Raw genomic sequence first — 25,876 nt, forward strand, 5'->3', positions numbered from 1 at the left:
TGCGAAGGGCGAGGTTTCCGGGGGCTCACCCTTCTTGTCTCTTGGTAGAGATCAATGTGCCGTCTCGTAGGCGTTTTTCCTGTAAGTTGCGTTTGCTCTTCTCAAGCTGGGCGGCGAGTTCCGGCCCTCGTTTCAGCGCTACGCCGACTGCAAGAACGTCGGTGATCGCTAAGTGCGCCATTCGAGAGGTCATTGGCGTATAGACGTCGGTGTCTTCGGTGACATCGGCATACAGCGCAATGGTGCTGATATTGGCTAACGGAGAGCCGCAGGCAGTAATGGAAATGACTTTGGCGCCGGCTTCCAAGGCAAGCTCGGCGCTGCGGAGCAGATCCCGCGTCCGGCCTGTGTGAGAGATAGCGACGACGACACTGCCCGGTTGTAAAATCGTGGCCGCCATACCGTGCGTGTGCGGGTCGTTGTAGGCAACGGTGGGAATACCCATACGGAAGAACTTGTGTTGGGCGTCCATGGCCACGATGCCCGATGCGCCATGGCCGTAGAACTCCACCCGTGAAGCCGCCGCCAACGTATCGACAGCTTTTTCCACGGCATCGATATTGAGGTGATTGCGGACCTGCATCAACGTGCTGATGGAACGGTCGAAGACTTTTGCTGCAAGGTCGGCAGGTTTGTCGGTAGCGCTTACGCCGCTGTAGATGTATGGGGCGCCGCTCGCCAGGGAGCCTGCCAGATGGAGCTTGAAATCCTGGAAGCCGGAGCAGCCGACCGCTCGACAAAACCTGATAACGGTCGGCTCGCTGACGCCAGCCTCCTCGGCAATAGTCGCCAGGGGCGCGTTTATTACCGCATTCGGGCGCTCCAGAACGAGGTCGGCGACCTTTTGTTCTGAGCGGCGTAACTCCGGTCGTAACGACTCAATTCGGGCAAGCATGGGCTTTTTTTCTCCGGGCTCTCGGCGTTTCCTTCGTACCTTTATATTATCAGGTCGCCCGCTGCGCGTGGAATGCGATTTCGCATCGCCCCGGTCTCATGGGCCATCCCTCTTGAGAGGCCGAGCAAAGCCGGGTGTTTAGCCAATACTAAATGCCCCGGTACTTCCCGTAGATAATCTTTGAAGCGACCATGATCTTCTAAGCGCTGCCGAAACCGTTCGATGTCGAACAGCGAACCAAGCTTAGGGGGGATGCCGCCACAAATGAAGAAACCGCCCCGAGCGCCCAGCGTCAGGATGAGATTGCCAGTCACGTTGCCGAGTATATCGACGAACATAGCGACCGCTTCCCGGCAGGTCGAGCAGCTGCCGTCTTGGGCACGGCGAACGATCTCCGGCGGGCTGAGTTGTTCGTCGTGCTGGTCGTCGACGCGTGCAATGCCATGGTACAGGTTGGTCAATCCGCTGCCGGACAGAATTCTCTCTACCGATACATGCGGATACCGTTTGCGAAGGACTTGAAATACCGCTATTTCGCGGTCGGTAACGGGGCTGAAGCTTGCATGTCCGCCTTCCGTTTGTAGCGGAATCCAATCGCCGGTGCCGGTTGGAATCAGGCCCGAAACGCCCAAGCCGGTTCCCGGGCCCAGTACGGCGATCGGTGCATCCTCGGCTTTCTCGCCGCCGCCGAGCGGGCGCAGTTCGCTCTCGTTCAGATGGCGAACGGCCATCGCTTGGGCGGTGAAATCGTTGACCATCTTCAAACATTCGAGTTCGAGCGCCTGACGGGTTTGCTCGATGGAGAATGCCCAGTGGTGATTAGTCATCTTCACCCAGTCGCGAAACACCGGGGTAGCTATGGCCATAGCGGCACAGCGCGGCCATTCCCCTTCCACGCCTGCCAAATAGGTTCGAATAGCATCGACTAAGGTCGGATAATCGGCACAGGCCAAGACCTTTTCCTGGCTTGGGTCGGCACCGGGCGCTTCTGCAATCGCAAAGCGAGCATTGGTGCCACCGATGTCGGCAAGTAGCCAGCGACTGTTAGGGTGCCCAATAGACATTGACGGATACCTGGTCTTGAGTGAAGAGCGCGCGCACCGGCATTGTGCGCGTGTCGGCTTCGTGCAGAGCCTGTTGCAAGGTGGCGAGTTTGGACTCGCCGGCAATATGCAGAATCAGGTTGCGGGTGTTCAGTAGGGCTCTCAGTGTCAAGGTCATACGCGGGTGCGGTGCCGTGGTCGGACGGCATGGTAGGCAGCAGGCGACTGTCGTTAGGCTCAAGCCTTCGTCCAGGGTCGGCGTTAAGGGAAACAGCGAAGCCGTATGTCCGTCGTCGCCCATGCCGAGTATGACGGCGTCAAAAGGGCGCTCGATCATTTCCTGCGCCGTTTCGCAGGTTTTTGTGCCTTCCTCCGGGGTTGCCTCAGGCGTGCGCAGCGGAACGAAACGTGCCGCTGACGCCTGCTCTTGTAACAGCTCCGTTCGAATGAGGCGCTCGTTGCTGTCTGGGTGCTCTGGCGCGACCCAGCGCTCGTCGGCGAGCGTTACATCGACCCGCGCCCATTCCAAATCCAGTTTTCGCAGGGCTCGGAATAGCGGCACCGGGGTGCTGCCGCCAGAGACGACTAAGGATGCCCGTGGGCGTGCCGCTAATGCCGACCGCAACGTCGTCGCCAAAGTGTTCGCAAGTGCGACCGCTAACTCGTCGCGGTCGCTATAGCGCATTGGCTCTGGGGTTTGTTTGATGTTTTCGGCCATTAGCTTTCCTCACGCCAACTGAATCCGCTTCTACCCATTAATGCACTGGAAGCGGCCGGGCCCCAGGTGCCGGCGGTGTATGGCTTGGGGGCTTCTCCAGATTGTTCCCAAACATCGAGGATCGGCTCCACCCAGCGCCAGGCAGCATCGACTTCGTCGCGCCGCATGAAAAGGGTCAACTTGCCGCGCAGGCAGTCCATTAACAGGCGCTCGTAGGCATCCGCTTTGCGGCTACCGAAGGTTTTACTAAAGTTCAGGTCCAGCGATACGGGACGGAGATCCATCGTGTCGCCGGGCTCCTTGGCCATCAGCATTAACTGAACACCGTCGTCGGGCTGTAGGCGAATCACCAGCCGGTTGGGGGCCGGCGCTGCATCGCCGCTAAAGATCGAATGCGGAACCTGCCGGAACGTTACCACGATCTCGGCAAGCCGTTCTTGCAGCCGCTTGCCGGTGCGCAGGAAAAACGGTACGCCGGCCCAGCGCCAGGAGTCGATCTCCGCTTTTAAGGCGACGAAGCTTTCGGTATGGCTGTCCGAAGCGATGCCGTCTTCGTCCAGATAACCGCGCACCGGGGTGCCTCCGATAGCGCCGGCGCGGTATTGACCGCGGACAGTGTTGGCGACGACATCTCGGCCGACCAGCGGACGCAGTGCTCTGAGTACTTTCAGCTTCTCGTCTCGGACCGCATCGGGGTCGATGCTGGCCGGCGGCTCCATGGCAATAATGCACAGCAGTTGCAGTAAATGGTTTTGCACCATGTCCCGCAGCGCCCCGGTGTTATCGTAAAAGGGGCCGCGTCCTTCGACGCCGACCTGCTCGGCCAGGGTGATTTGCACATCGCGAATGCTGCCTCTTTGCCACAGCGGTTCGAACAAGGCGTTGCCGAAGCGTAAGGCAATGAGGTTTTGAACAGCCTCTTTCCCGAGGTAGTGGTCGATACGGTAGATCTGGTGCTCTTTGAAGACTTTCGCGACTTCCCGGTTGATTTTCCCCGCCGATTCGAGATCGCGGCCCAGCGGTTTTTCAAGCACTACCCGGGACTCCGGCGTTGCCAGGCCCGCTTCGCCGAGGTGGGTGCAAATCGTGGTGAAAAGGTCAGGCGCCGTCGCTAGGTAATAGACTTTTTCCCGGTGACTCGATTCGGACAGGAACCGGGCCAGCAGCTGGAAATCGTCCGGCGCTGTCGCATCGACCTTGAGGTAATCGAGGTGTTGCGCAAAGCTTTCCCAAACCTCCTCGCTAAAGTCCCCCGCCGCGAGATACCGCTTGCAGCACTCGCGCGTGAGCGCGAGGTATTCGTCCCGGCTCATATCGCGCCGGGCGGCGCCCGTAATACGACAGTCGTCGGGCAAGGCGTCGTCCCGAAATCGATAATAGAGAGCGGGAATGATCTTGCGAGTGACAAGATCGCCATTGCCACCGAAGAGCACCATTTCAAATGGGTTTACTGAATGCACGTACTAACCCTCATTAACTATTGTCGCGGGCAAGCGCTACCTGCTTGCCTTTTTTGTTTCTTAAGCCGCAAGCGTTGCAACGCCGGTGTTCGAAGGCATCCGCTGTCTTGAATGACGCTACAGGCAATATGGGTGATTAGTAGCATAACTACAAAAAAAGTGAAGTGAGAACTACCTGCCGGGGGTGCCGGTTGTGAGCGATTTCTTTGCGCGGCTTCAAGTTTCTCATTAAATATTTGGCTTGTCATAAGCGGGCAAAGAAAAGGCTTGAAGATAGCGTTCTGTGGTTCTATATTGTAGTAAAGCTACAAGGCGGCGATAGGGTCGAGATCGTAAGCCCCTAACTGCCTTCTCTAAGGTCTTTTGATTTATGGCACAGCTTAATCAGGTTTTACAAAACGTTACGGAGCGTATCGTTCAGCGTAGCACGCATACTCGGACCCGCTATTTGCGGGATATCGAGGAGGCAGCAGCCCGGGAGCCCGTGCGTAAAGCGTTGGCGTGTGCCAATCTGGCTCACGGTTTCGCCGCAGCGCCGCAGCCGGATAAGGATGAGCTGAAATCTCTGCGTTGGCCGAATATCGCGATTGTTTCAGCGTACAACGATATGTTGTCGGCGCACCAGCCGTTAGGGGATTACCCTGCCATTATTAAAGCCGCGGCGCGCGAGGCAGGTGCTACCGCACAGTTTGCCGGCGGCGTGCCGGCCATGTGCGACGGCGTGACGCAGGGGCGCGCCGGAATGGAACTGTCGCTGTTTAGTCGCGACGTCATCGCCATGTCCACGGCCATCGCGCTTTCCCACGATATGTTCGACGCCGCCTTGTGTTTGGGCGTTTGCGACAAAATCGTGCCGGGCCTACTAATTGGGGCGCTGCGATTCGGCCACCTGCCGGTCGTTTTCGTTCCGGCCGGCCCCATGCCGTCAGGCCTGCCGAACCGGATGAAAGCACGGGTGCGGCAATTGTTTGCCGAAGGAAAAGCCGGGCGGGACGAGCTGCTTCAGGCGGAGTCGGAGTCCTATCACGGGCCTGGCACCTGCACGTTCTACGGCACCGCGAACAGTAACCAGTTGCTCATGGAGCTGATGGGCTTGCACCTGCCCGGCAGCGCCTTCGTCAATCCGGGCACCCCGCTGCGCGATGCTTTGACCGCCGAGGCGCGCGCCGTGTAGCGGGCCTTACCAGCCTCGGCGGCTCTTACACGCCCATCGGGCACGTGATTGACGAGCGAGCCATCGTCAATGGCATTGTCGGTTTGCTGGCGAGCGGCGGTTCGACCAACCATACGATTCATTTGGTGGCGGTGGCGCGTGCTGCCGGCATTCTGATCAATTGGGACGACTTCGAAGATTTGGCCGGTGTCGTGCCGTTGCTGATGCGGGTATACCCGAACGGGTCGGCCGATGTGAATCATTTCCACGCTGCCGGCGGTATGGCATTCCTCACCCGGGAATTACTCGATGCCGGCTTACTGCACGAGGACGTTGTTACCGTCGCCGGGCAGGGGCTGCGGGCGTATACCCAAGAGCCTTGGTTGGACGAGGGTCGGCTGCGGTGGCGCCAGGCTCCCGACCGGACTGGGGATGCGGAAGTACTGCGGCCGCTCGCCGATCCTTTCGATCGGGAGTCGGGCTTGCGAGTGATGGTCGGCAACCTCGGTCGAGCGGTTATCAAAACGTCGGCGGTTAAGCCCGAGCATCGCGTTGTCGAGGCGCCCGCTAAGGTGTTCTACAGCCAGCAAGCTTTGTTGGAAGCCTTCCAGGCCGGAGAGTTGGAGCAGGATTTCGTTGCTGTGTTGCCGTGTCAGGGGCCGCGCGCGTGCGGTATGCCGGAGCTGCATAAGCTCACCCCGGCTCTAGGCGTATTGCAGGATCGCGGGTTCAAGGTGGCATTAGTAACGGATGGCCGGATGTCGGGAGCATCGGGCAAGGTGCCCGCGGCCATACATGTAACCCCGGAGGCGGTAGTAGGCGGTGAGTTAGCCAGAGTGCGCGACGGCGACCTTATCCGTTTAGATAGTATCGAAGGCCGGTTGGAAGCGCTGGTCGAGGCCCGCGAATGGACCCAGCGCAGGCACGTCTTGCCGCAGGACCCGGACGGCGGCGCTATGCGGGGCACGGGGCGGGAGTTGTTCGATACATTCCGCAATAACACGAGCGGCGCTGAAGAAGGCGCCATGAGCATTCTGACAGGCTTAGACAATCGCGCAGAACCTGACGCCGATTTAGCGATCGAGCGGGAAGCGACGCGCGAGAAGGATACTCAACTATGAACATGAGAGAAATCATGGGGCTGGCGCCGGTTATCCCGGTGTTAAGCATCGAAGATCCACGCGATGCGGTGCCGTTGGCAGAAGCATTGGTGGAGGGTGGGCTGCCCGTTCTTGAGATTACTTTACGGACGCCGGCGGCACTCGATGCGGCCGTCGAGATTATGCGGGAAGTGCCGGGTGCCGTCGTCGGTATCGGCACCGTGCTTTCCTCGCGGGATTTCCGCCGGGTTAAGGAAATGGGGTTTGGGTTCGCGGTCAGCCCCGGTTTGACCCCGTCTTTGGTCGAAGCCAGCAAACGCTATGACTTGCCGTTTCTACCCGGTGTGATGACGCCTTCCGAAGTGATGCAGGCGCGCGCGTTCGGATTTCGCGAGCTGAAGCTTTTCCCTGCCGTACAGGCCGGCGGCGTCGATATGTTGAAAGCGCTGGCAGGGCCATTTCCGGATGTGACGTTTTGCCCCACAGGCGGCGTGACGGCGGAAACCTGCGGCGAATATCTGGCATTGCCTAACGTTGCTTGCGTCGGCGGCTCTTGGTTGGCGCCCTCGGATTGCGTGGAAGCCGGCGATTGGGCGCGTATTCAATCTTTCGCCGCGGCCGCAGGTAACCGTCAGATCCTGCCCGTCGCGTAAAACAATTAATAAGGATGAGGAGGCACCATGACTTATCGTGTCGCTATCAATGGCTACGGCCGGATTGGCCGCAACGTTTTACGTGCGCTTTATGAGAACGACCGGCGCGGAGAGCTGCAGATCGTGGCCATTAACGATCTCGGCGATGCGCATACGAATGCCTATTTGACCCGGCATGACTCCGTCCACGGCCCGTTCTCCGGCGAAGTGGCCGTCGATGGCGAAGAGATGCTGGTCAACGGCGATCGTATCAGCGTTCTGGCCGAACGCGATCCGGCGCGACTGCCCTGGCGAGATCTCGGCGTAGATGCCGTGCTGGAATGTACGGGGCTTTTTACGAGTAAAGAGAAAGCGCAGGCGCACCTTGCCGCCGGCGCGCGCAAAGTGGTGATTTCCGCACCTGGCGGCGCGGATGTCGACGGCACGATCGTCTACGGCGTTAACCACAACACCTTAACCGCCGGGCATCAGGTTATATCGAATGCCTCCTGCACAACGAACTGTTTGGCGCCGTTAGTAAAACCCTTGCATGAAGCGATTGGCGTCGAGCGCGGGTTGATGACCACCATTCACTCCTACACCAACGATCAAGTGCTGACCGACGTGTATCACAAAGACGTTCGGCGCGCTCGTTCCGCAACGCAGTCGATGATCCCGACCAAAACGGGAGCGGCGGCCGCGGTGGGTTTAGTTTTGCCAGAGTTGAACGGGAAGTTGGACGGGTTTGCCGTTCGGGTGCCGACGGTTAACGTCTCCTTGGTGGATTTGTCGTTTGTCGCAGCACGCGCAACCAGCGTCGAGGAAGTGGACGCGGTCTTGCGCGCGGCGGCGGAGGAGGGGCCTCTCGCGGGCATCCTACGGATTAGCGACGAGCCGTTGGTGAGTATCGATTTTAACCACTGCTCCGCCTCTTCCGTCTACGATCCGTCGCTGACCCGCGTTAGCGAAGGGCAGCTGGTGAAAGTGTGCGCTTGGTACGATAACGAATGGGGCTTCTCCAACCGAATGCTCGATACCACGCGGGCGCTGCTGGATGTTGCCGAGTAGGACGCCGTTCAATCGTATAAGCGGTAGATAACGCAAGGAGATAACATGCCCCGTAGAACCAAAATAGTGGCGACCCTGGGGCCTGCTACCGACAAGCCGGCGGCCCTGGAAGGCATTCTTGCCGCCGGTGTCGATGTCGTTCGCTTGAACTTTTCGCATGGCGCGAAGGAGGATCACCTGCGGCGGGCAGCGGAGGTTCGCGAGATAGCCCGCAAGCTGGGGCGCGACATTGCGGTGTTGGTCGATCTGCAGGGGCCGAAGATTCGCATCGAGCGTTTCCGCGACGGTTCGGTGATGCTGGAGGCGGGTGCCGCTTTCTCGCTCGATCCGGCGTTGCCCGCCGAGGCGGGAACGGTAGATGCGGTCGGCATTACTTATCCGGAGCTTGCCGCCGACGTGGCGCCTGGCGATGTGCTGCTGCTGAACGATGGGGCCATCGTTCTGCGGGTCGAGAATGTTAGCGAGGGGCGCGTCCGCTGCCGTGTCGTGGTTGGCGGCGAGTTGTCCAACAATAAAGGCATCAATCGGCAGGGCGGCGGCTTATCGGCGCAGGCACTGACGGCGAAGGATAAAGAGGATATTAAAACCGCTGCGGCCATGGACGCTGATTATGTGGCCGTGTCGTTCCCCCGTACGGCGGACGATATCCGGCAGGCCCGTACGCTATTAGCCGATGCCGGCAGTAAAGCGGGCATCGTGGCCAAGATCGAGCGGGCCGAGGCGGTGGCGGATCTTGAACGGATTACCACGGCGTCCGATGCGGTCATGGTCGCTCGCGGGGATCTCGGTGTGGAGATTGGCGATGCCGAGTTGCCCGGTGTGCAAAGCGGATTATCGCCACGGCCCGCTCGCTCGATCGTATCGTCATTACCGCGACGCAAATGATGGAGTCCATGATTAAGCAGCCGACGCCGACGCGGGCCGAGGTGTTAGATGTCGCGAACGCGGTGATGGACGGCACGGATGCCGTCATGCTGTCTGCGGAGACGGCGGCGGGCAACTATCCGGTGCGAACGGTCGAGGCAATGGTGCGGGTTTGCGAGGGTGCCGAGCGGCAGCGCGCGTTGCAGTACAATACAAACCGTTTGAACAACCAATTTACGCGCATTGACGAGGCCGTTGCGATGTCCGCCATGTATGCGGCGCATCATCTTGAGGCGAAGGCGATTGTCGCGCTGACCGAGTCCGGGGCGACGGTTCTGTGGATGTCGCGGATAAGCTCGGAGCTTCCCATTTTGCCTTCACGCAACATGAATCGGTCAGGCGTCGATTAGCGCTTTACCGGGGCGTGTACCCGCTACGGGCTGAGTTCGACCATCGCTCCTCGGACGTGGTGGTGGAGGAAGCCATTCACACGCTACGGGCGCACGGGGCCGTTGGCCCTAACGATTATGTGGTCATCAGTAAAGGCGACCGCTCCGGGGTAACGGGTAGCACCAACGCGATGAAGATTGTCAAGGTGGACGAACTTGCCTCGTCCTCGCAGCCAGGGCAGGCCGACCTTGTGGCGGAGGCGGACTAAGGCTGTTTCGAGTCCCGGTCTATAGCCAAATGTGCGTTATCGATGCTCGGCGGGAGTTCGGGCGGCCGTACCGGCCGGGGTCTGGCCGATAGCGCATGCATAAACGCTTTGAGAGCGGCAATGTCGTACTCGTCGAGGTCGAGCGGCTGAAGCAAAGGCGAGGTTACCGGAAATAAGGGATCGTCGGCTTGGTCGGCAGTCGGATTCCGCCGGGCCATGCCGTGGTTGTACATTCGCAGCAGGCTCGTCATGTCGGTGATACGACCGTTGTGCATCCACGGCCCGGTGAACATCGCATCGCGTAAGCCGGGCGTTCGGAAGCGGCCGACGTCGGCTGGGCGGCCGGTGACGTGGTAACGGCCGAGATCTTCTAGGCGACGACCGTAGAAGTGCAGGCCGAGGTTATGAAACTGACCATCGGATAGCAAAGGCCCGCTGTGGCAGTTCATGCACCGTGCGCGGGTACGGAATAGATGCAGCCCCAGTAATTCTTCCTCGCTAAGCAGTGCGTGTTCGCCGTCGAGAAAACGATCGAAACGGCTTTTTCGGCTGACGATCGTACGCTGAAAGGCCGCTAAGGCCTGGGCGATTTGTGTGCGCTCTATATGCTCCACCCCGAATGCGGCGCGAAACAGCTCGACGTAACCGGGGATGGCGTTAAGCGTGGCTTCCGCGCCGGCAAGCGTGTTGTGCATTTCAATGGGGTTGACGATGGGTTCCAGTGCCTGCTCCTCCAGGCTACCCGCGCGGCCATCCCAGAAGAGTGTGGTCATATAGCCGCTATTGATAATGCTCTGGCTGTTGCGGGCGCCGAGCTGTCGATCATGGCCGAAAGCGGTGCTGCGACCGTCGCCCCAGCCTAACTGCGGGTCGTGACAGGTGGCGCAGGCGAGCTGTTGCGAGCCCGATAGGCGGGGGTCGAAAAACAGCTTCTTACCGAGTTCGACCTTCTCTGCCGTCGTCGGGTTGGTTTTCGGCTCCGGCATCGGGGGCAAAAGTCCAAGCTCCCGGTGTTCTACGCCTTCGTCCAGATGAGGCTGGGGCCACTGTTCCGGCGCTTGGCTGTAGAGGGCGCGTAGATCGTCTTCGGCGCCAACTGCGTGCATTAGCGCGAGCAAGACCATAAGCGCCAACCACAGCGTACGTAGTATTAGGTAAAGTTTTGTAGTCATACGGTTAGAAGTTTGCCGATGCGCCTAGCCAGTAATTGCGCCCAACCTCGACCCCGCCTTGCTGTTCGTTAACGGAGTAGCTGCGCTGGTTAAAGAGGTTGTTGATGCTTGCGTCTACGCCGAACGCGCCGACAGACCATTGGATATTCAGGTTCGAGTGCCAAGTCGGTTTTCGCTCTCGGTCTTCAAACACAGTCAACCGCTCGTTTACCCGACTACCGTCGGGAAGTGTGATCTGCTCGCCGTCGGTGGTGGCCGATGTTTCGGCAATATTGGTATAACGTCCGCGATAACGGTTGACGAAGGAGACCGACAGTTGCTCGGAGAATTGATGCGCAATACGAAAAGAGGCGGTTAGCGGGCGGTTGAAGTCGGTGCTCAGAATCGTCAGCTCCCCCCGCTGGACGCGACGGCCGTTGTACCAGACCCACTCGTCGGGGTCGCTATCGTCAGCCCTGCTGTCATAGTCTTGATTGGAGCTGCGCGATTCCGACCAAGTGGCGGATACCCCGACGGTGGTCGAACCCACCCGGCGGTTCCAGCCGCCGGCCAGGCTGCGGTACTCGCTGCGGCCTTCGTTGTTCATCATGTACCAACGATAACCGTCCTCTTGTATGGGCATGACGGTGCGGGCAAACCCGTCGCGGTTGTCGCGCTCGATGTATTTTAGCTCGAAGATGCCGCCGAAGAGTCGCTGTCTTATCCCGGTACTGATTTCGTCGCTGTAGGGTGTGCGAAGGCCGTCGAAGACATAACGAACATTGCCGCGGCCGGAGTCGAGTTCCCAATCGTTAACGACGTTGTGGGTGGCGCTGCGATACTCCCTGTAGTGGGGTTTGCTGGCTTCCCGTAGTTTATAAGTCAGTAAACCAGTTCCGTAGTAGCGATTATGCCCGACGAAGACTCGGGTGCCGCCATGACCGAATACGTCCAGTTGCGCGCGGCTGCGGTGCGCGATGTCGTGGTTGCGGAGAAAGTCGTCGTAATCGTAGCGAAGGCCGAGCGTGGCCGAGAGGCGGCGATATTCCCAGCTGCCTTCGGCAAAGAGGCCGCTCTGCCAGAGCGAAACCGTCACGTCTTCCGCTTCGTGAACGTTACGGATAGCGAAGTATTGTTCGTTCTGAACGCAATCCCGGCTAATACCGCGACATTGAATGTCTGTGTTGACGACCGCGGTGCGATGGTTGTACGTCGTTTGCAGCCGGTGTTGTTGTAGTCGATTAAAGCGCGCTTCGCCGCCGTAATCGAGCGTGAAGCGATGGGAGCCGAGATACAGGGGGCGGCGTTGTAGCTGTAGGTTTAGGCTGGCGTTATGTTGGCGTTTGTCGAGGTCGCCGAAGCCGCCTGCGCGGCTGCTCGCAAGATCGGCTTGGCGGCCCCAGTTGCGGCTGGGGGTGTTTTCCCACTCGTAGAAGTGTCGGGGCGCGCGGCGGCTGTTTTCGCTCATGCCCAGCCCGAGCCGCAGCCGACCTTCATGATGGCCGGTTTCCCACTCAAGGGCCGAGCTGACGGTGAAGCCGCCGCCGCGCAGCGTGAAATCGCTGTCTTTAGCGTTGCTAATGAAGTTAGTGCTGCGAAAAGGCGCGACGGCTAGGCTGGTGTCCCAATACGCCGGCCCGACGGGTAGGGAGTACTTGACGAGGGCGTTGTAGCTCTCCTGCGTCCGGTGTGCCGATTGGCCGAGCAGAATATCCGGCGTTTTCGAGTACGAACGATTGAAGCTGGTAACCAAGCTGGAAGCCTCGCCGAGGGGGCGGCTATGGCTAAGCCCTAGGCGCTCTCGTTTGAACTCCGGCGGAGCTGGCGGCTCGGGATCGGGCTCGTAAGCGCTGGGGCGGGCGGTGATGACGTGATAATTCACCCAGTCTCCCCGCGTGGTGCTGTAGCGAAGGCGTGTTTGCGGGCTCAATCCTGCGCGTCGCGTCCGTGCGTCCACCACACCGCCGGTAAAGCCGCTATAGGCGGCCGGAACGTTACTGTCGAAGACCTTGATTTCTTCCACCAGATCGAGATCGACGAATAAGGCCTGGTCGTGGCCGGGGACATCGTTAACGGCGGTGGGGTGCGCGTTGCCGGCCGGGTCTAAGCGACTGTCGATACTCACTCCGTCAAGAATAAAGGTGTTGTCGTAGGGGCGTCCGCCGGATATGGAAATCGATGCCGGCCGCAGGTCGTATAGGCGTTCGGCTTCTTGTGCGCTCTCTCCGAATTGCACGTTGGGTAAAATGCCGAGCACATCGGTGAGGTGTCCGGTTGGGCCGCCGAAGTGCTCTAATGCCCGGCGGTCGAGGCTGTACTGCCCGGTGGCGTCGAGCGCTACATCGACGCCGTGGCCGCTGTCCCCCGGCCCGGTAATCAGCAAGGTAGGGAGAACGCTGGGTTCGGCGCAAACCGAACCCAGCGGCGCGAGACAGACGGCGAATAGGCTCGCCAGCCTTAGACAATGCGCCCCCCGCATTAGCGCTAACCGTCGCATGCGGCGCACAGCGGCGTACGATCTAGCGTGTCCGGAATGCCGTCGCCGTCCATGTCGGGGTCGAGCTGCAAGTTAGAAGCCGCAAGCTCCGACGGTGTTGCCAGCGGACTGAGAAAGTCCGGTCGGCCGTCGCCATCCGAATCGCGGTTAGCCAGCGTCGTTCCCGGAAAATCGTCTTCGGCGAGGATCGCTCGGGCGATGACGCTTAACATCCGGTGCCGGTCGGGTGTTGCGTGGCGCGTATCGCGGGCGATGCGCTCAGCTGCCGTATAAGCGCGAGCCTCCGCTAAGCTCTGGACCGCACTACGGTATTGGAAGGCGCGGTCGGACGGTGAGGCAAGAGCCTCGATTAGCGTTACGACATCGTGCGAGGAGGTATGGCCGGCCTCCTGTAGGATTGCTGTCGCGCGTTGGCGCGCTTGCGTAACGCGCTCGCGTTCCGTTGCCGAGAGGTATCCCGTCTCGGCCGCTTGGCGGCGCAGCTCGCTGGCGCCGGTGAGGTAGGTGGAGGCAAGCCCAAGGCCGTGGGAAAGCGCGTCCCTTATCTCGGCGTCGGTGAGAGCGGTGCCGGCCAGCTGTTCGAAGTCGGCGGTCGCCTCCGTCAATATGCCCCAGCCCAGGTCGAAATGGCGGTTAACGAAGGCTTGGTGCGCGAGTTGCCGTCGTTGCTGACCGCGCGCCTCGACTGTGTCCAATGTGTCGACGAGGGCGCGGGCGTCGATCAATAGATCTAATAATTCGTCGCTCAAATTAACGGCATGAAAGCCCGATGCCAGACGGTACCGTGCTTGCAAGCGGGTGGGGACGGTTGCCGCTGCATAGTGTGCCAGGGCGTGGTCGCGGCAGGTCCGCATCTGGGCTTGCCCGCTTTCCTGCGAGACGAAGTCATATCGTAGGTGCGCGACTTTGGCGCAACCCCGCTCAATTAAGGCAAGCGGCGTCCCGTCCGACCAAAACTCCTCGCTGAGAGCAACTTCCCAGGCGGCGTCGAGCACTTCGCTGCCGGCGGCCAAGTCGCCTTCCTGTAGGAGCCGCAATGCCAGGTATTGATAACCGCGGTCGTAGGTCAGGCTTCGGAGATGCTCGTGGGGCGCATCGGCGTAGTTGTCCGCCAACAGCACGAGGGCTTCGGTAACCTGGCCGGCGAGAGCAAGCTCCATGGCTTGATATACAAGCAGTTCTCGATAGGCGCTCTCTCGGTTGCGTTCGTTGTCAACGGTCGCATCGACCATCCGTTGGTAATCGTCGAGGCGGTCGAGCGAGGCATAGACCGAAGCCATGGCCGGAGCGTAGGCGTTATTTTGGGTGCGTTCTCGCGTGCACTCGTGTTGGCGGAGCGCCTCAAAGTCATCGATACCCTGGGCTGTTTCGCTCTCCAGGCCGAGTTGAGCGTATAGATTGCTAAAGCGGACCGTGGACATAGTCTTGATGGTGTAGTGATTGCCGCAGCGGGCAGTCGTCTCTTGAATACCCGCGCCGCGGGCAAAAGCGGCCAGCAGGTCGACGTCTTGAATGGCTTCGGTTAACGACAGTTCGCCGGCTTGCGCGGCAGCGACAGAGTTTTCCGCAATTTGCCACCAGCCGGTCAGGACGCGGGCGTAGGCGGTTGTGTACGGTTGGCCGAGGTTGGCGTTGACGAATGCTTCAATCGACGTCAGTACGGCGGCGGCCTGGTCGTTGTCTCCCGCTTCGCGGTAGGCAGTGCTGAGGGTGGAATAGAATTTGGCATCGTCCGCGCTCAGTTCCGTTGGCCCGCCCCGGGCGTCCAAGTCGGCATCGTAAATGGCGCGGGCGGTGGCGAGGAAGTCGGTGCTGTGCTCCCGGTCGCCGGCGCGGTTCAAGCGTCTAGCCGCCTCGCGATACGCGGTGGCGCGCTCCCGCGGGTTAAATATCTGAGTGCGGGCGACTAAGCCGGTGCGTTCTCCCAAGCCGACGCCGGCCAATACCTCGACGGCGCGCCTAAAAACCGGGTCCGTGAGGGCGTCGTCGTGAACCCCGGTTAAGATCTGTTGAGCGCGATATATCGGCGCTAGGTCGGAATCGTAGAAATAAGCAATCCGGCGTGCATTGTCGTTGCCAAGCTCCTCGCCCGGAGCCAGTGCGACGGTATGGTCGACGACCTGAACTTGAGCCAGCGGCGGGATGTTCGGATCGGTCGCGAGGCTGGCGGGAACGGTGAAATCGCCTGCTTCCAGGCTTGCTAACTCAAGCGCATGTTGCTGAATCGCGTAGCGGGCCAGGTTCGCAATCTGCGGGCCGTCGCTTGGGATGCCGCGCCGTGCATTAGCCTCCCATAAGGCGTCGGCTAACGCATCGATATTAAATCGCACCTGCTCGTTGCCGACGGCGAGCGCATGATGATCTTCCAGATAGCGCGTCAGAGCATGTCGAAAGGCAATGCGGTTGGCTGCTCGAATAAGCGCCGGAACCGCCTGTTCGACATCGATTGCGGCTAAGTCTTCCAGCTCCGCGGCTAAGTGAAAGAGTCGCTTGCGGGTGGTTTGCGACAGCGACGTATCCATGCTGAGCTGATTAACCGCAAGGATGAAGTCGCCGTTGTGAAGGCGTAAGGCGGCGGCCGTGTGTCGGAAACCGTCGCCTTGGTAACGAAGCGCCGCGGCGAAACGGGTGAGCTTGAGGCTGGCGAGCTGATGCGGCGCCGATTGCGCGGGGTCTTGCAATAACTGAGCCGCCTCTAGATTAAGCCGGTGGCCGACCGCTTCGCGTGCCTGCTCAAGTCCCAGCCCCGCGTCCAGCATCTCGTAGACTACCAGCGTCGATAATGGACTCAGAACCAGCTCGGCGCCGGTTACCGGGGCTTTTAGCGTTAAGCCTTGGAAATCGTAACCTGTTTGCGTATCCCGGCCGCCGCTGGCGCGAGCATGGACGGCGGCGCTTAGCGGTTGTTCTGTATGGTTGACTCGGAAGCGGCCTTTGGCATCGGTTACCGCCACTTTCGATATGGCTTGGCCTTGCGCATCGACTAGCCCGACGAGGGCGCCGACGATGGGCGGGTCGGTCACAAGCCCGGTGCGCTCGGCGCCGGAATCGGGGGCATCGTCGCGGCTGCCGCTAGAGCCCGAACAGGCTGCTAGGGCGAGGCTGACGAGCAGTAAGGAAAAGGATGCAAAGCGTTGAACCTGGTTTTTCATCGCGGTTGCCTTAATAGCTATGAGTCCCCGCCACGCGAGATCGGTGCGATAGCGGCTGAGCGGGCGATTAATCGGCGGAGTGTTTCGGCGGCAGGTAGGCAGCAGCGGCCTGTCGAGGGGTGTGACGAATTAGCCGATAGCTCTGCAGCACGAATACGACCTCCCGAGTTGGTAAGCGGTCATTGGCTGGCTGAGCCTTTTGGCTTGGCTGGCTATGGACGATTATTATCATTACATGATAATGATTCCTGTTTGCAATGGCAATCGGTTGCAAACAATAATGATTACCATTTGGCTCTGGATGTGGGGAAACGATGAAAGAAGGACAACAAGTGAGTGTGCCGCCACGCTCCGGTGCGTGCGAGCAGGTGATTCGTAGTCAGGATCTATTGCAGGGGCGACGCGAGGTGTACATTCGCCACGGGGAGACGCTCTATCGCTTACAGGCAACCAGTAACGGTAAGCTTATTCTGATTAAGTAGCGGGTAGAGCGGGCTTGGTCAAATCCCGCTTTCGGGCTGATCGTCGGCGTCGGTTATACTCTGGGCTAACGGGATATCGGGCGTTTCCATCGCGATCAGCAATCTGTCTACATTGGCTCTGAAGGCTTCCATTTCTTCGCTTGGGATACGGCGTGCTTTGGGAATGTCGGCTTGTAACGGATCTACGGGGCGGTTGTTGACGTGAAGCTCGAAATGCAGGTGAGGGCCTGTACTGCGGCCCGTGTTGCCGGATAGGGCGATTCTATCGCCGCGTTGAACTGCTTGGCCCCGGGTTACCTGTATTTCGTGTAAATGGAGGTAGCGCGTTTTAAACTGCCCGTGATGTTTGATTTCAATGTATTTTCCCGCAAAGGGGTGATTGCCGGTGCGGGAGACGACCCCATCGCCCGTCGATAGTACGGGCGTTCCGATGGGGGTGGCGAAATCGACTCCGTAATGGGGCGCTATTCGTCCGGTGACCGGGTGCTTACGCCGAAGGTTAAATGGAGAGCTGACCCGGTAACGGCTTGCTGTCGGGTAGCGCAGGAAAGCGCGGGTGAGGCTTTCTCCCTCGGAGTCGTAGTAGTTGCCGTCGTGGTGCAAAACGCGCTTTTGGTGCGGCCGTTGAGTCGAAAGCGAATGCCTTCTATACGTGTCTGGCCCGTGGCGCCGGCATCCGCCATTTCGGAGCCGATGACGAGTTCGAAGCGATCCCCGGCGCGGATGTCGCGTCGAAAATCGATTCGCTCGTCAAAGACCCGCTGAACGTTGAGGATGTCGGCGTCGCCGATTCCCAAACGGGCGGCAGACCGATAGAAACTGCCTTCGATCTGGCCGGCGACGACCTGCCGATACCAGCGGGTTTCGCTAACGAACTCTTCGAACTCAAAGCTGTCGTCGTCCGCTCGGTAGTAGCGAATATGGCGGCCGGGGTGGAGATGCAGCGTCATACTCTCCAAAGAGTGGCCGTCGTCGGCTAGCGTGAACAGTAGTTCGTTGCCGGGGCGCAGGACATCCAGCGCTAAAAGTTCCTGATCCGCAGCAAGTACACGGTGCAACGCCGTACGGCCGAAACCATAGTCGCTAAAAATGCCGCTTAAGGTATCGCCGGCGCGCACTTCATGTACGAAAGTCATTATCTCGGCAACACGTGCCATTTCCGCTTCTTCCGATACGGCTGTGTCATCGCTAACAAGGGGCGGGGGGCGGCAGTCGTTGCAGCCGTGCCGCTAAGCTTGGGCAGCGCCCAGGCGACGACCGCTAGCAGCGTCATGCCACCGGCTAATGCCACGTATCGGCGGCGAATGGCTTGTTCTAAACGCTTTCGGAGCGACACCCGGCGCAGATCCCTTTTATCGTTAAGCTCGCGTGTAGAAGTTGATGCCCGTGCCAATGCGGATCGTCGGCCAGCTCCTGTAACAGCCGCTGCATGCCGGCTAAGGGTTCGCTTTGGTGGAAGTGCTGTTGGCAGGCTTGGCACTCGAAGTGACTGTCGGCTTGTTCCGGCTGCCCGCCCTTACATAGGCAAAGCGCGAGATCCGGTCCTCGCCGACATGGCAAATCAACAAGCCGCTTTGACTCAGTCGAGTCAGCAGCCGGTAGAGGGTCACTCGGTTGAGATTTATGCGCTTTTTGCGCAGGGCGCGGTCGATGTCGGTATGGGACAGGTAGCGCCCGGGCTCGGCGACAAATAGCTCCAGCAGGTGCTGAGCCGCTTGAGTACGCCGCAGGCCAGCCTCGGCAAGTAGCTTGCGGGCGATGATGGAATCGGTCGTCATGGGACCCTCGACGGCGGACGGTGAATGATGCCGCAGTTTAAGAAGTTCTTGTTGTTAACGCAACAGTGTTGCGTTATGGCTGGAATCCCTTTCGGACAAAGCTGCGGTCTACAGCCGCGTTGGTTAAAGCTCCTTCTTATGTTGCCGATAAATAGTAATGATGAGACATCTGAATGGATCGTTGCCGCCTCCGGTAGCCTGCGAGCAAAGGGTGTGATTGCCGTCGGCTAAGCCAGACCGCTGAGGATGGGACGATAAGCTGTCATTCAGGGTTTCCGGAGACAATGTCGGCAGTGCCGACATTGTCTCCGTATTGTGCAGGCTCCGTGCCTGATCTTGCGCCTTGTTCACTTGGATAGATGCGTGTTTGCCTTCGGTTAAGCGGTTGTCGGAGGGTCCACGAGCATGCGCAGGTCGGCATTATCGAATCGTTCGATCGGACATCTGGACGACGATCCGCGATTTCGATCGCACATGGATGCGAGCGTGTTTATCGGGAATATCGCGTTTTAGGCCCGTGCCTTAACACTTACCTCGCTCAGGGGACCCCCATGACCCTACGTATAAAACTTCTCCTAGCCTTTTTATCCTCGTGCTGATGTTGGCGATCACGGCAACATCCTCGTTGTTTTTTATGCAAGTGATGAGAATGCAGACCAATTATTTCGGCGAGCAGATTATTCCTGGCTCTAATCAGGTCAGAGACTTGCACCGAGGTATCTATCAACATCACCTCACTTTAGGGCGCTTGCTGCAGGAAGGTATTTCGGCCGCGCAGCGAGATCGCCTACAAGAGGATGCAAGCGCTCAGACGGTGGCTTTCAACCAAGGCCTGACTCGTCTGCGCGGTATTGTCACGTCGCCGGAAGCGGTCCGGCTTACCGAGAACTTAGGCGAGCATTGGGAAGCGTATTCCGCGCTTAGCGACCATATTCAAAAGCTGGTAAACGAAGGGCGCATTGAGGAAGCCGAGCAACTACTCGCAGGGGATGCCGCAGGCATTCTGTTTAAGGTGGACGAAGTGATGCGTGGTGCGGACCGTTTCGTCGACAACATGGTTGCCGCGGGTATTGCTCATGTCTCGGCGAGTCAACGGCGTAGCTTGACGATTTCGGTCGCGCTGCTGTTGATTTCCTTCCTGATTGCGGGTGTTGTTTGCACCTGGTTCTACCGCTCTTTGAGTGCCCGCCTAGAGTTGCTGCGGCGAACGTTTAGCCAAGTAAAGGACGGCGACTTGACGGTGACGATGCCGGCCGACGGCAAGGACGAAATCGCCGTTGTCGCCCGGAGCTTTAACGAACTGGTTGGCGATTTGAACAGCGCGTTTAATGCTATCAACCAATCAATGTCGCGTCTCCATCAGTCCGCCGCCAGCCTGAACGAGAGCTTTACCGGTACCGCCGATCGAGCGCGTGCCCAGCAGTCGGAAATGGACGCGGTTGCTACGGCCATGAACGAGATGGCGGAAACGATCAAAGAGGTGGCTCGTAACGCGGACATGGCGGCCGATTCGGCACGGGAAGCGGATAAGCGTGCGGAAGAAGGCGGGCGTGTCGTCGGTCTTACCAGTACCACCATCCGACAGCTTAATGAACGGGTCGGTGAAGTCAGCGAACACATCGGTGCAGTGCAAGATAGCAGCGAAGCCATCGGGGTTGTGCTGGGCGTTATTCGAGGTGTCGCCGAGCAGACGAACTTGCTGGCCTTGAATGCCGCTATCGAAGCGGCTCGGGCGGGAGAGCAAGGGCGAGGGTTTGCGGTAGTTGCCGACGAGGTAAGAGTGCTTGCCAGCCGTACCACCGAATCTGCGCAAGAGATCGTGCAAGTGATTGAAGGTTTGCAACAGCGATCCGAAGCGGCCGTAAAGGTTGCTGCGGATGCCGCCATAGAAGCGCAAGAGGGCGTTGAGCGAGCGGATCAGGCGTCGGAGGCCTTGGCTGCCATCGTTAGGGCCGTTTCGGAAATTGCGACGATGAATACGGCTATTGCGACTTCGTCGGAAGAACAATCCGCCGTCGCGCAAGAGATGGACGGAAACATTGTTCGGATTCACGACGCTTCGCAAAGAACGCTACAAGAAGCTGACGTTGCGCGTAGCGAAAGCAATACTTTGAACGAACTGGCGAATGGTGTCGTGCGGCAGTTGTCGCGGTATAAACTGCGCAGTTGATCCGCTTAGGGGGCGGTATCGTGCTTGACGAACTGCCCCTTCCCGTCTATACCCCATGATGCCGCAGATGAGGTTGCGGTTTTGCGAATAAAAACAGAAGGATGTTTTAATTTTCGAGCTGGAGGACGGCGCAAGTAGTGAGGCAGTGACGGTTGTTTCTGTCTGCCCATAACGAGGCGACGGAACGGCCTGATGTATCGCTAGGGTCTGTTGATTGGCAACGGAACCTAGGACTCATTGGAGGAGAGTCATGAGTAAAAAGAAATACTACAGAGCTGCGTTCTGCTTAAGTTGCGTATTGTTTTTCCTCGGCCTACCGATCTTAGCTTATGCGAATGGCCCGGTGATTTTCGTTCACGGGTATGGCGGCAAGAAATCCCAGTGGGATTCGATGATGCAGGACTTTCAGAGCAACGGCTATTCCGCCGAGTCGCTGTACCAGTTCAGTTATAACTCGCTGCTGCAATCTAACCGCGACAGTGCCAAGGAGTTGCGGGATTATGTCGACTGGGTTCGTAGCCGCCATGATTGGCAGCAGGTCAGTATCGTTGCCCACTCGAATGGCGGTTTGGTTACCCGTTGGTACCAGGCTCGCCTTGGAGGGGATCAGGCTGTGCGGCGCTTTGTCAGCATTGGCACCCCGCACAACGGCACTTCCTGGGCTTACGGCTGCGTTAGCCCGGCGTGTTTTGAGATGAGACGCAACTCAAGTTTTCTCCAGGAGCTGAACGGGCAAGGGTGCGACCGCGCATTATGGTCGGGTTGCGATGCCATCATTATTCCGACGAATAGCGCGCAATGCGGTGTCAGCGTGCAGACTTCATGTTTAGGGCATAATCAAATGCTGTGGACTTCCAGCGTTCATAACCGAGCGCGGGAGCTATTACAGTAGGCTTCGTTACCGGCCCCCTCCGGCTTGCTTGTTGTAATTGGCGACCGCGTATGCGGTCGCTTTTCATCGGCCGAAAGCTTACCTGGCTTGCTTTGGCAAGCGCGGCGGCCATTACCGGTGGCCGCCGCGCCTCTTGCCCCCGATCGCTCTGAGGAACGATGGGCTTTCTATGCTTCTTTAAGCAGCCTTTTGTTCGCCGGCTGGAGAGGTTTGGCACGCTTTCTCGGTGTTCCCGGTGTGTAGGGTTTTTATGCCCTTCAAGTTGGCGACGATCACCGGCGACTTTCGATGTTCGGCTTCTCCAAGTTCCCGTAGAACGCTCATTAATTGATCGCGGTCGTCGTAGGTCAAGCCTTTTACGGAAATTGGCTGCAAGAATCGAATGAGAACGGTTCCCGGGCGGATTTTCCAGTCGCCATACGGCATACAGGCAGCTGAGCCATGCACGTAAATGGGGTGTACTTGCGATTGCGATTGGATGGCGAGTACCGCCGGCCCCTTTTTGTAAGGGTTAAGCCGTCCGTCCTTGCTCCTTTTACCTTCCGCCGACAGGTAAACCAGACCGCCGTTTTGGGCGTAGCGGGCGGCTCTTTTAAGCTGCGCTTGCGATTGCTTAGGCCACTGGCGGACGATAATCCAACCAAGCACCCAGGCGACCCAGCCGAGAACGGGCAGCAGCGCATACTCGATATTGAATATACTGGTCCACTTTCTGTTAAGGGCGGCGAAGCCAAGCGTAGGCTCCAGCAAACTTTCTTGGTTAAGCCCGACAATAATACCGCCCTTGCTTAACGCCTTAGGATCGGCATCGTATTCGAACTTAACGGTAACTCCGAATATTCTAAGAAAAATGTAGTTAGCCTTCCGAAATACGATCCAGGCTAATTGGCGGCTGAATATCCCAACGACCAACCCCACTATAAGCATCGGGATCATGATGGAGAAGGCTGTTATGTACTTTATTAGTTGCATCCCTGCGTTCATCTGATAGCTCCTGCTGTTTTGGAAAGTCATACCTGACCCCTCCGTTAATGAAGCGCGGACTTATCTGGTAAAGCGAGGCCGCTGAAGGAGGGGCGGAGTTGTCGGCTATTCTCGTTAATAGAATTAGCCGGCGTTTGCTTAACGTCATATTAATTTTAACCAGATCTGATCGATGGTCAAAGACTTGTTGCAATTTTTGACTAAAGATGATTAGGCGGTCTTTCCTGTTAGGTTTTTGTGATTTTTCTATTAAGTTTTTGTTATGTGTTAAAGAGTGGCGAAATTCTTATTGATGTGTTGTGCCGACCGTTCTCGGATATGAGCATATCGCTATGCCTTGGCACGCTGGTTGTGAACGGCGGCGGGCGGCTACAGGTTGCGCAGCCTGCCTGAGTCGGTTGCCGGGATGACGCGAGGCTTGAGCAAATGCTCGTTAATCTGTTAACTAATGCAGTGAAACACGGCGGTAGATAGATGATGGCCGTGGTGGGCGCATGCGCGTTAAGCGGGTATCGAACAATGCCTTGGCAGAGCGATAACAGCTAATGATTGGATGGCGAAACATGAGCGTATCCGGTGTCGATGATACTTGGTTGTCATTGCATGCAGAAGTGGTGGAGTTAGCTAAAGACGAGCCGACGCTTGCGAGTTATTTACACGCGACGGTGATTAATCACGATACGTTGGAAGACTCGCTGTCCTATTTGCTGGCCAGTAAGCTGGCCTCGCCCGACTTGCCGGCGATGAGCCTGCGCGATGTCATCGGCCAAGTCTTCGTCTATTCAGTGGATGTACGCGCCGCGATTCGAGCCGATTTGGCCGCCGCCGTAGAGCGCGACCCGGCCGCGCACGGGGTCGCTAACCCGTTCCTGAACCATAAGGGGTTTCATGCGTTACAAGGGTATCGTGTATCGCATTGGTTCTGGCAGAAAGGGCGCCGGGCGTTGGCTCTATATCTCCAGAGTCGATTGTCGGAGATTTTCTCGGTTGATATCCACCCGGCGGCGGCGATAGGCAGCGGTATATTTATCGATCACGCCACCGGTGTGGTAGTGGGGGAAACCGCCGTGGTCGAGGATGGCGTATCGATGTTGCAGGAGGTGACCTTAGGCGGAACCGGTAAGGAATCGGGCGACCGGCATCCGAAAATCGGGCGCGGCGTGCTGCTCTCTGCCGGCGCCAAGATTCTTGGCAATATCCGCATCGGCGCTTATTCGAAAGTCGGTGCCGGCAGCGTCGTGTTGGAAGATATGCCTGCTCATTCGACCATTGTGGGGGTTCCGGCCCGCGTGGTCGGGCGCTGTAGCAGCGAAGAGCCGGCAAGCTGCATGGATCAAAAGCTTGAGGCGTCGGGCGATACTTAGCATCCTGTCGGGGTGCCTTCTCTTACGCGCTGGCCGCTTGCCATATAAGGCGTAGCGCTAAGAGGGTTAACACAAGGTTGAAAACCTGCCCGAAGCGCCGGTCGTTAAGCCGCCCTAATAGGCGAACGCCGGCCCAGGTACCTAGCGCGCCGCTGGCAATCATAAGCAAAATCAGCCCTAACCATTCGCGAAAGGCAAAGCCGGCAGCGCCGTAAACAACCGCTTTTGGCGCATGTTGTAGCGTCATGGCGGCGGCAAACGTGGCGACCGTGCCGAAACGTTCCCCGCCTTGTTGTTGTTTTACAAAAGCGGCGACCAAGGGGCCGGTTGCGCCGACGAACATACTCGCGAAAGTGGTAAGCGTAGAAGCCGCCAACGTGCCGGTACGGCCTAGGCCGCGCTTGGGCAATTGCGGCCCCCAACAGAGCAAAAGAATAAAGCCGGCAATAATCAGTTGCAGTAAACTTAAGGAAATTTGTATCAGTACCAGGCTTGCCAACCAGGCGCCAAGCAAAACGCCAGGTGCAAAGAAGAGCAATACTTGTAGGTTGATGTGACGCCACAGCAAAACTGCCCGGCCGATGTTCGAGCCAAGCTGCACCATGCCATGCACGGGAATAATGGCGGCCGGGGGCAGCGCGGATGCAAGCACTGCCAGCAACAGCACCCCGCCGCCGACGCCTAACGTGGCGGTAATCATTGAGGTAATACCGGCCGTTACGATGAGCCCTAATACCAGCAACGGCGGCAGTTCTTGGGGAAGTACGACGAGTAACGAGTCCGGCATCTTGACCTATGCGTTCAGTGCTCTGAACCGGCAAATCTAAGCCTGAAGACGTACTGGAGCAAATACTAAAAAACTTTTATCCTATTCCATGGACCCCGGCGCACAAGCCCAAGGGTGCCGTATTTCCCGAACCGATGAGATTTTAAATAACAAACGAATAATCAGTCGCAAGGAGCCGCGACAATGAATAATAACAATCTTGGCCCGCTCCCTCGCATCGGCAATCTGCCTAACGATCGAGCGCACCGCATCCGTAGCCTCAATGCCGTCCGGCCGTACGTCGGCCGGGGTGTCGAGCCGGTAAGGCCGCTCGTTACCGACCAAGGAGCGACGGCATGGGAATATTAAGCCGGAAGAAAACCGCCGCCGCGCCGCCGCCCGAACCCAAACGCCCCGAACCGCTGGCGCTCATCGCCGCTGGCGTTTGCACGCTGGCGGGCAGCGGCGACTACGCCGCCCAAGGCGCGGTACAGCTAAAGCGCAATGGCGCCAAGCCGGATAAGTTTGTTGTCGTCCGCGCCGGACGGTAGCGGCGACAAACCGCTGCAAACCGCAGCCATTGACGAGAGCATCTTACCGCTTGAGCTGAGCCCGACCGAACGGGCGGGCCGGATGTTGGGCTACGCGTTGACCTCCTTGCAAAAGACCTTACCGCCCGAGTACCTCGCGGAAGACTGCCGGCTGCATATTCTCCTGCCGGCGCTATCGACCGTGCGGGGAGAAGCGTTCGAGCCGGCGCAGGTCAAAGCACAGGCCTTAGAAGTGGCCCCCGCCTTCTCGGCGTGCGATTGGCAGTTCGCCAACAGCGACCCAAGCGGCATCCAGGCACTAACCCGGTTGGCCGACGATCCCGATGCCAAGGCATTGATCTTTGCCGCGGTCGACTCGTTAATCGACGTTGCCACCTGCTTCGAACTCGCCCAGGCTCGTCGAATCATGACCGCGGGCGCCGGCCAGGGCATTGTGCCGGGCGAGGCGGCCGGGGCCGTGGCACTGACCCGCACGCCCGGCGCGCAGCCGGTACGGGC

Annotated in this window: 22 protein-coding genes and 3 pseudogenes; 12 read left to right on the top strand and 13 right to left on the bottom strand. The window is 58.9% G+C overall.

All coding sequences use genetic code 11. The features are described 5' to 3' along the window. Positions 1-25: 25 nt before the first annotated feature. The 4 genes from hexR to zwf are packed head-to-tail and all read right to left on the bottom strand — an operon-like array spanning position 26 to position 4,116. Entirely contained in the window at positions 26-895 is an 870-nt protein-coding gene (gene hexR / locus CAI21_RS19620; protein ID WP_116303849.1) for a transcriptional regulator HexR, read from the bottom strand. A 41-nt stretch (positions 896-936) separates the two neighbouring features. Further along, positions 937-1,959 (bottom strand): glucokinase, encoded by a 1,023-nt coding sequence (gene glk, locus CAI21_RS19625; protein ID WP_116303850.1) that lies wholly within the window; start codon positions 1,957-1,959, stop codon positions 937-939. Next, positions 1,940-2,656 carry a 6-phosphogluconolactonase gene (gene pgl / locus CAI21_RS19630; protein ID WP_220348909.1) on the bottom strand — a complete coding sequence of 239 codons (717 nt, stop codon included), beginning with the start codon at positions 2,654-2,656 and terminating at the stop codon, positions 1,940-1,942. The genes glk and pgl overlap by 20 nt, the downstream gene beginning before the upstream one ends. Next, positions 2,656-4,116 carry a glucose-6-phosphate dehydrogenase gene (gene zwf, locus CAI21_RS19635; RefSeq protein WP_116303851.1) on the bottom strand — a complete coding sequence of 487 codons (1,461 nt, stop codon included), beginning with the start codon at positions 4,114-4,116 and terminating at the stop codon, positions 2,656-2,658. The genes pgl and zwf overlap by 1 nt, the downstream gene beginning before the upstream one ends. 607 nt (positions 4,117-4,723) lie before the next feature. Between zwf and CAI21_RS26305 the strand changes: the two are divergent. The 5 genes and pseudogenes from CAI21_RS26305 to pyk all read left to right on the top strand — a co-directional run. Further along, positions 4,724-5,571: pseudogene (locus CAI21_RS26305) on the top strand (dihydroxy-acid dehydratase domain-containing protein); the annotation flags it as partial. 189 nt (positions 5,572-5,760) lie between these two features. Beyond that, positions 5,761-6,390: a hypothetical protein gene (locus CAI21_RS26310; RefSeq protein ID WP_472974029.1), complete on the top strand. Its 630-nt coding sequence runs from the start codon at positions 5,761-5,763 to the stop codon at positions 6,388-6,390. Next, on the top strand, positions 6,387-7,022 hold the full coding sequence (gene eda, locus CAI21_RS19645) for a bifunctional 4-hydroxy-2-oxoglutarate aldolase/2-dehydro-3-deoxy-phosphogluconate aldolase (protein ID WP_116303852.1): 636 nt from the start codon (positions 6,387-6,389) through the stop codon (positions 7,020-7,022). The genes CAI21_RS26310 and eda overlap by 4 nt, the downstream gene beginning before the upstream one ends. A gap of 27 nt (positions 7,023-7,049) precedes the next feature. Continuing rightward, complete coding sequence (gap, locus tag CAI21_RS19650) at positions 7,050-8,069, top strand: type I glyceraldehyde-3-phosphate dehydrogenase (RefSeq protein ID WP_116303853.1); 1,020 nt, start codon at positions 7,050-7,052, stop codon at positions 8,067-8,069. A gap of 45 nt (positions 8,070-8,114) precedes the next feature. Then, positions 8,115-9,591: pseudogene (gene pyk / locus CAI21_RS19655) on the top strand (pyruvate kinase). Here the strand turns inward: pyk and CAI21_RS19660 are convergent. From CAI21_RS19660 to CAI21_RS19670, 3 genes are read right to left on the bottom strand one after another with little or no spacing between them, the layout of a single operon-like run. Further along, positions 9,588-10,763, bottom strand: a complete 1,176-nt coding sequence (locus CAI21_RS19660) for a cytochrome-c peroxidase (RefSeq protein ID WP_116303854.1) — start codon at positions 10,761-10,763, stop codon at positions 9,588-9,590. The pseudogene pyk and the gene CAI21_RS19660 sit on opposite strands and share 4 nt — an antisense overlap. 4 nt (positions 10,764-10,767) lie before the next feature. Continuing rightward, positions 10,768-13,239 carry a TonB-dependent receptor gene (locus tag CAI21_RS19665; RefSeq protein ID WP_147305182.1) on the bottom strand — a complete coding sequence of 824 codons (2,472 nt, stop codon included), beginning with the start codon at positions 13,237-13,239 and terminating at the stop codon, positions 10,768-10,770. After that, positions 13,227-16,391, bottom strand: a complete 3,165-nt coding sequence (locus CAI21_RS19670) for a carboxypeptidase-like regulatory domain-containing protein (protein WP_116303856.1) — start codon at positions 16,389-16,391, stop codon at positions 13,227-13,229. The genes CAI21_RS19665 and CAI21_RS19670 overlap by 13 nt, the downstream gene beginning before the upstream one ends. A gap of 314 nt (positions 16,392-16,705) precedes the next feature. Here CAI21_RS19670 and hemP point away from each other — a divergent pair, with 314 nt between their 5' ends. Next, positions 16,706-16,873, top strand: coding sequence for a hemin uptake protein HemP (gene hemP / locus CAI21_RS19675; protein WP_116303857.1), 168 nt, complete (start codon positions 16,706-16,708; stop codon positions 16,871-16,873). Positions 16,874-16,891: 18 nt separating this feature from the next. On the opposite strand, the gene CAI21_RS25315 is transcribed toward hemP, so the two are convergent. The 4 genes and pseudogenes from CAI21_RS25315 to CAI21_RS19685 form a co-directional block, all read right to left on the bottom strand. After that, the gene (locus tag CAI21_RS25315; RefSeq protein WP_404840901.1) at positions 16,892-17,419 is read right to left on the bottom strand and encodes a peptidoglycan DD-metalloendopeptidase family protein; all 528 of its coding nucleotides are present in this window, start codon (positions 17,417-17,419) and stop codon (positions 16,892-16,894) included. Positions 17,420-17,431: 12 nt separating this feature from the next. Then, a pseudogene (locus CAI21_RS25740) lies at positions 17,432-18,030 on the bottom strand (peptidoglycan DD-metalloendopeptidase family protein); the annotation flags it as partial. Continuing rightward, the gene (locus CAI21_RS23395) at positions 18,009-18,209 is read right to left on the bottom strand and encodes a hypothetical protein (RefSeq protein ID WP_147305565.1); all 201 of its coding nucleotides are present in this window, start codon (positions 18,207-18,209) and stop codon (positions 18,009-18,011) included. The gene CAI21_RS23395 and the pseudogene CAI21_RS25740, both read right to left, overlap by 22 nt. A 100-nt stretch (positions 18,210-18,309) precedes the next feature. Then, on the bottom strand, positions 18,310-18,651 hold the full coding sequence (locus tag CAI21_RS19685; RefSeq protein ID WP_116303859.1) for a transcriptional repressor: 342 nt from the start codon (positions 18,649-18,651) through the stop codon (positions 18,310-18,312). Between the two features lie 649 nt (positions 18,652-19,300). On the opposite strand from CAI21_RS19685, the gene CAI21_RS19695 reads away from it, so the two are divergent. Both CAI21_RS19695 and CAI21_RS19700 read left to right on the top strand, forming a co-directional pair. After that, positions 19,301-20,821 carry a methyl-accepting chemotaxis protein gene (locus CAI21_RS19695; protein ID WP_404840900.1) on the top strand — a complete coding sequence of 507 codons (1,521 nt, stop codon included), beginning with the start codon at positions 19,301-19,303 and terminating at the stop codon, positions 20,819-20,821. A gap of 250 nt (positions 20,822-21,071) precedes the next feature. Beyond that, complete coding sequence (locus tag CAI21_RS19700) at positions 21,072-21,713, top strand: esterase/lipase family protein (protein ID WP_116303862.1); 642 nt, start codon at positions 21,072-21,074, stop codon at positions 21,711-21,713. Between the two features lie 177 nt (positions 21,714-21,890). Here the strand turns inward: CAI21_RS19700 and CAI21_RS19705 are convergent, their stop codons facing one another. Then, on the bottom strand, positions 21,891-22,697 hold the full coding sequence (locus tag CAI21_RS19705; protein WP_116303863.1) for a lysophospholipid acyltransferase family protein: 807 nt from the start codon (positions 22,695-22,697) through the stop codon (positions 21,891-21,893). 563 nt (positions 22,698-23,260) lie between these two features. Here CAI21_RS19705 and cysE point away from each other — a divergent pair. Then, positions 23,261-24,061, top strand: coding sequence for a serine O-acetyltransferase (gene cysE / locus CAI21_RS19710; RefSeq protein ID WP_116303864.1), 801 nt, complete (start codon positions 23,261-23,263; stop codon positions 24,059-24,061). Positions 24,062-24,083: 22 nt separating this feature from the next. On the opposite strand, the gene CAI21_RS19715 is transcribed toward cysE, so the two are convergent. Then, a complete protein-coding gene (locus CAI21_RS19715; RefSeq protein WP_116303865.1) occupies positions 24,084-24,848 on the bottom strand; it encodes a sulfite exporter TauE/SafE family protein in 765 nt (254 codons plus the stop codon). A gap of 183 nt (positions 24,849-25,031) precedes the next feature. Between CAI21_RS19715 and CAI21_RS23400 the strand changes: the two genes are divergently transcribed. The 3 genes from CAI21_RS23400 to CAI21_RS19730 form a co-directional block, all read left to right on the top strand. After that, entirely contained in the window at positions 25,032-25,196 is a 165-nt protein-coding gene (locus CAI21_RS23400) for a hypothetical protein (RefSeq protein WP_181919549.1), read from the top strand. Next, the gene (locus CAI21_RS19725) at positions 25,184-25,378 is read left to right on the top strand and encodes a hypothetical protein (RefSeq protein ID WP_116303867.1); all 195 of its coding nucleotides are present in this window, start codon (positions 25,184-25,186) and stop codon (positions 25,376-25,378) included. Before CAI21_RS23400 ends, CAI21_RS19725 begins: the two co-directional genes overlap by 13 nt. After that, on the top strand, positions 25,356-25,876 hold a 521-nt coding region (locus tag CAI21_RS19730), incomplete at its 3' end, for a hypothetical protein (RefSeq protein WP_220348913.1). The genes CAI21_RS19725 and CAI21_RS19730, both read left to right, overlap by 23 nt.

Source organism: Alkalilimnicola ehrlichii (assembly GCF_003399765.1).
GTDB lineage: Bacteria > Pseudomonadota > Gammaproteobacteria > Nitrococcales > AK92 > AK92.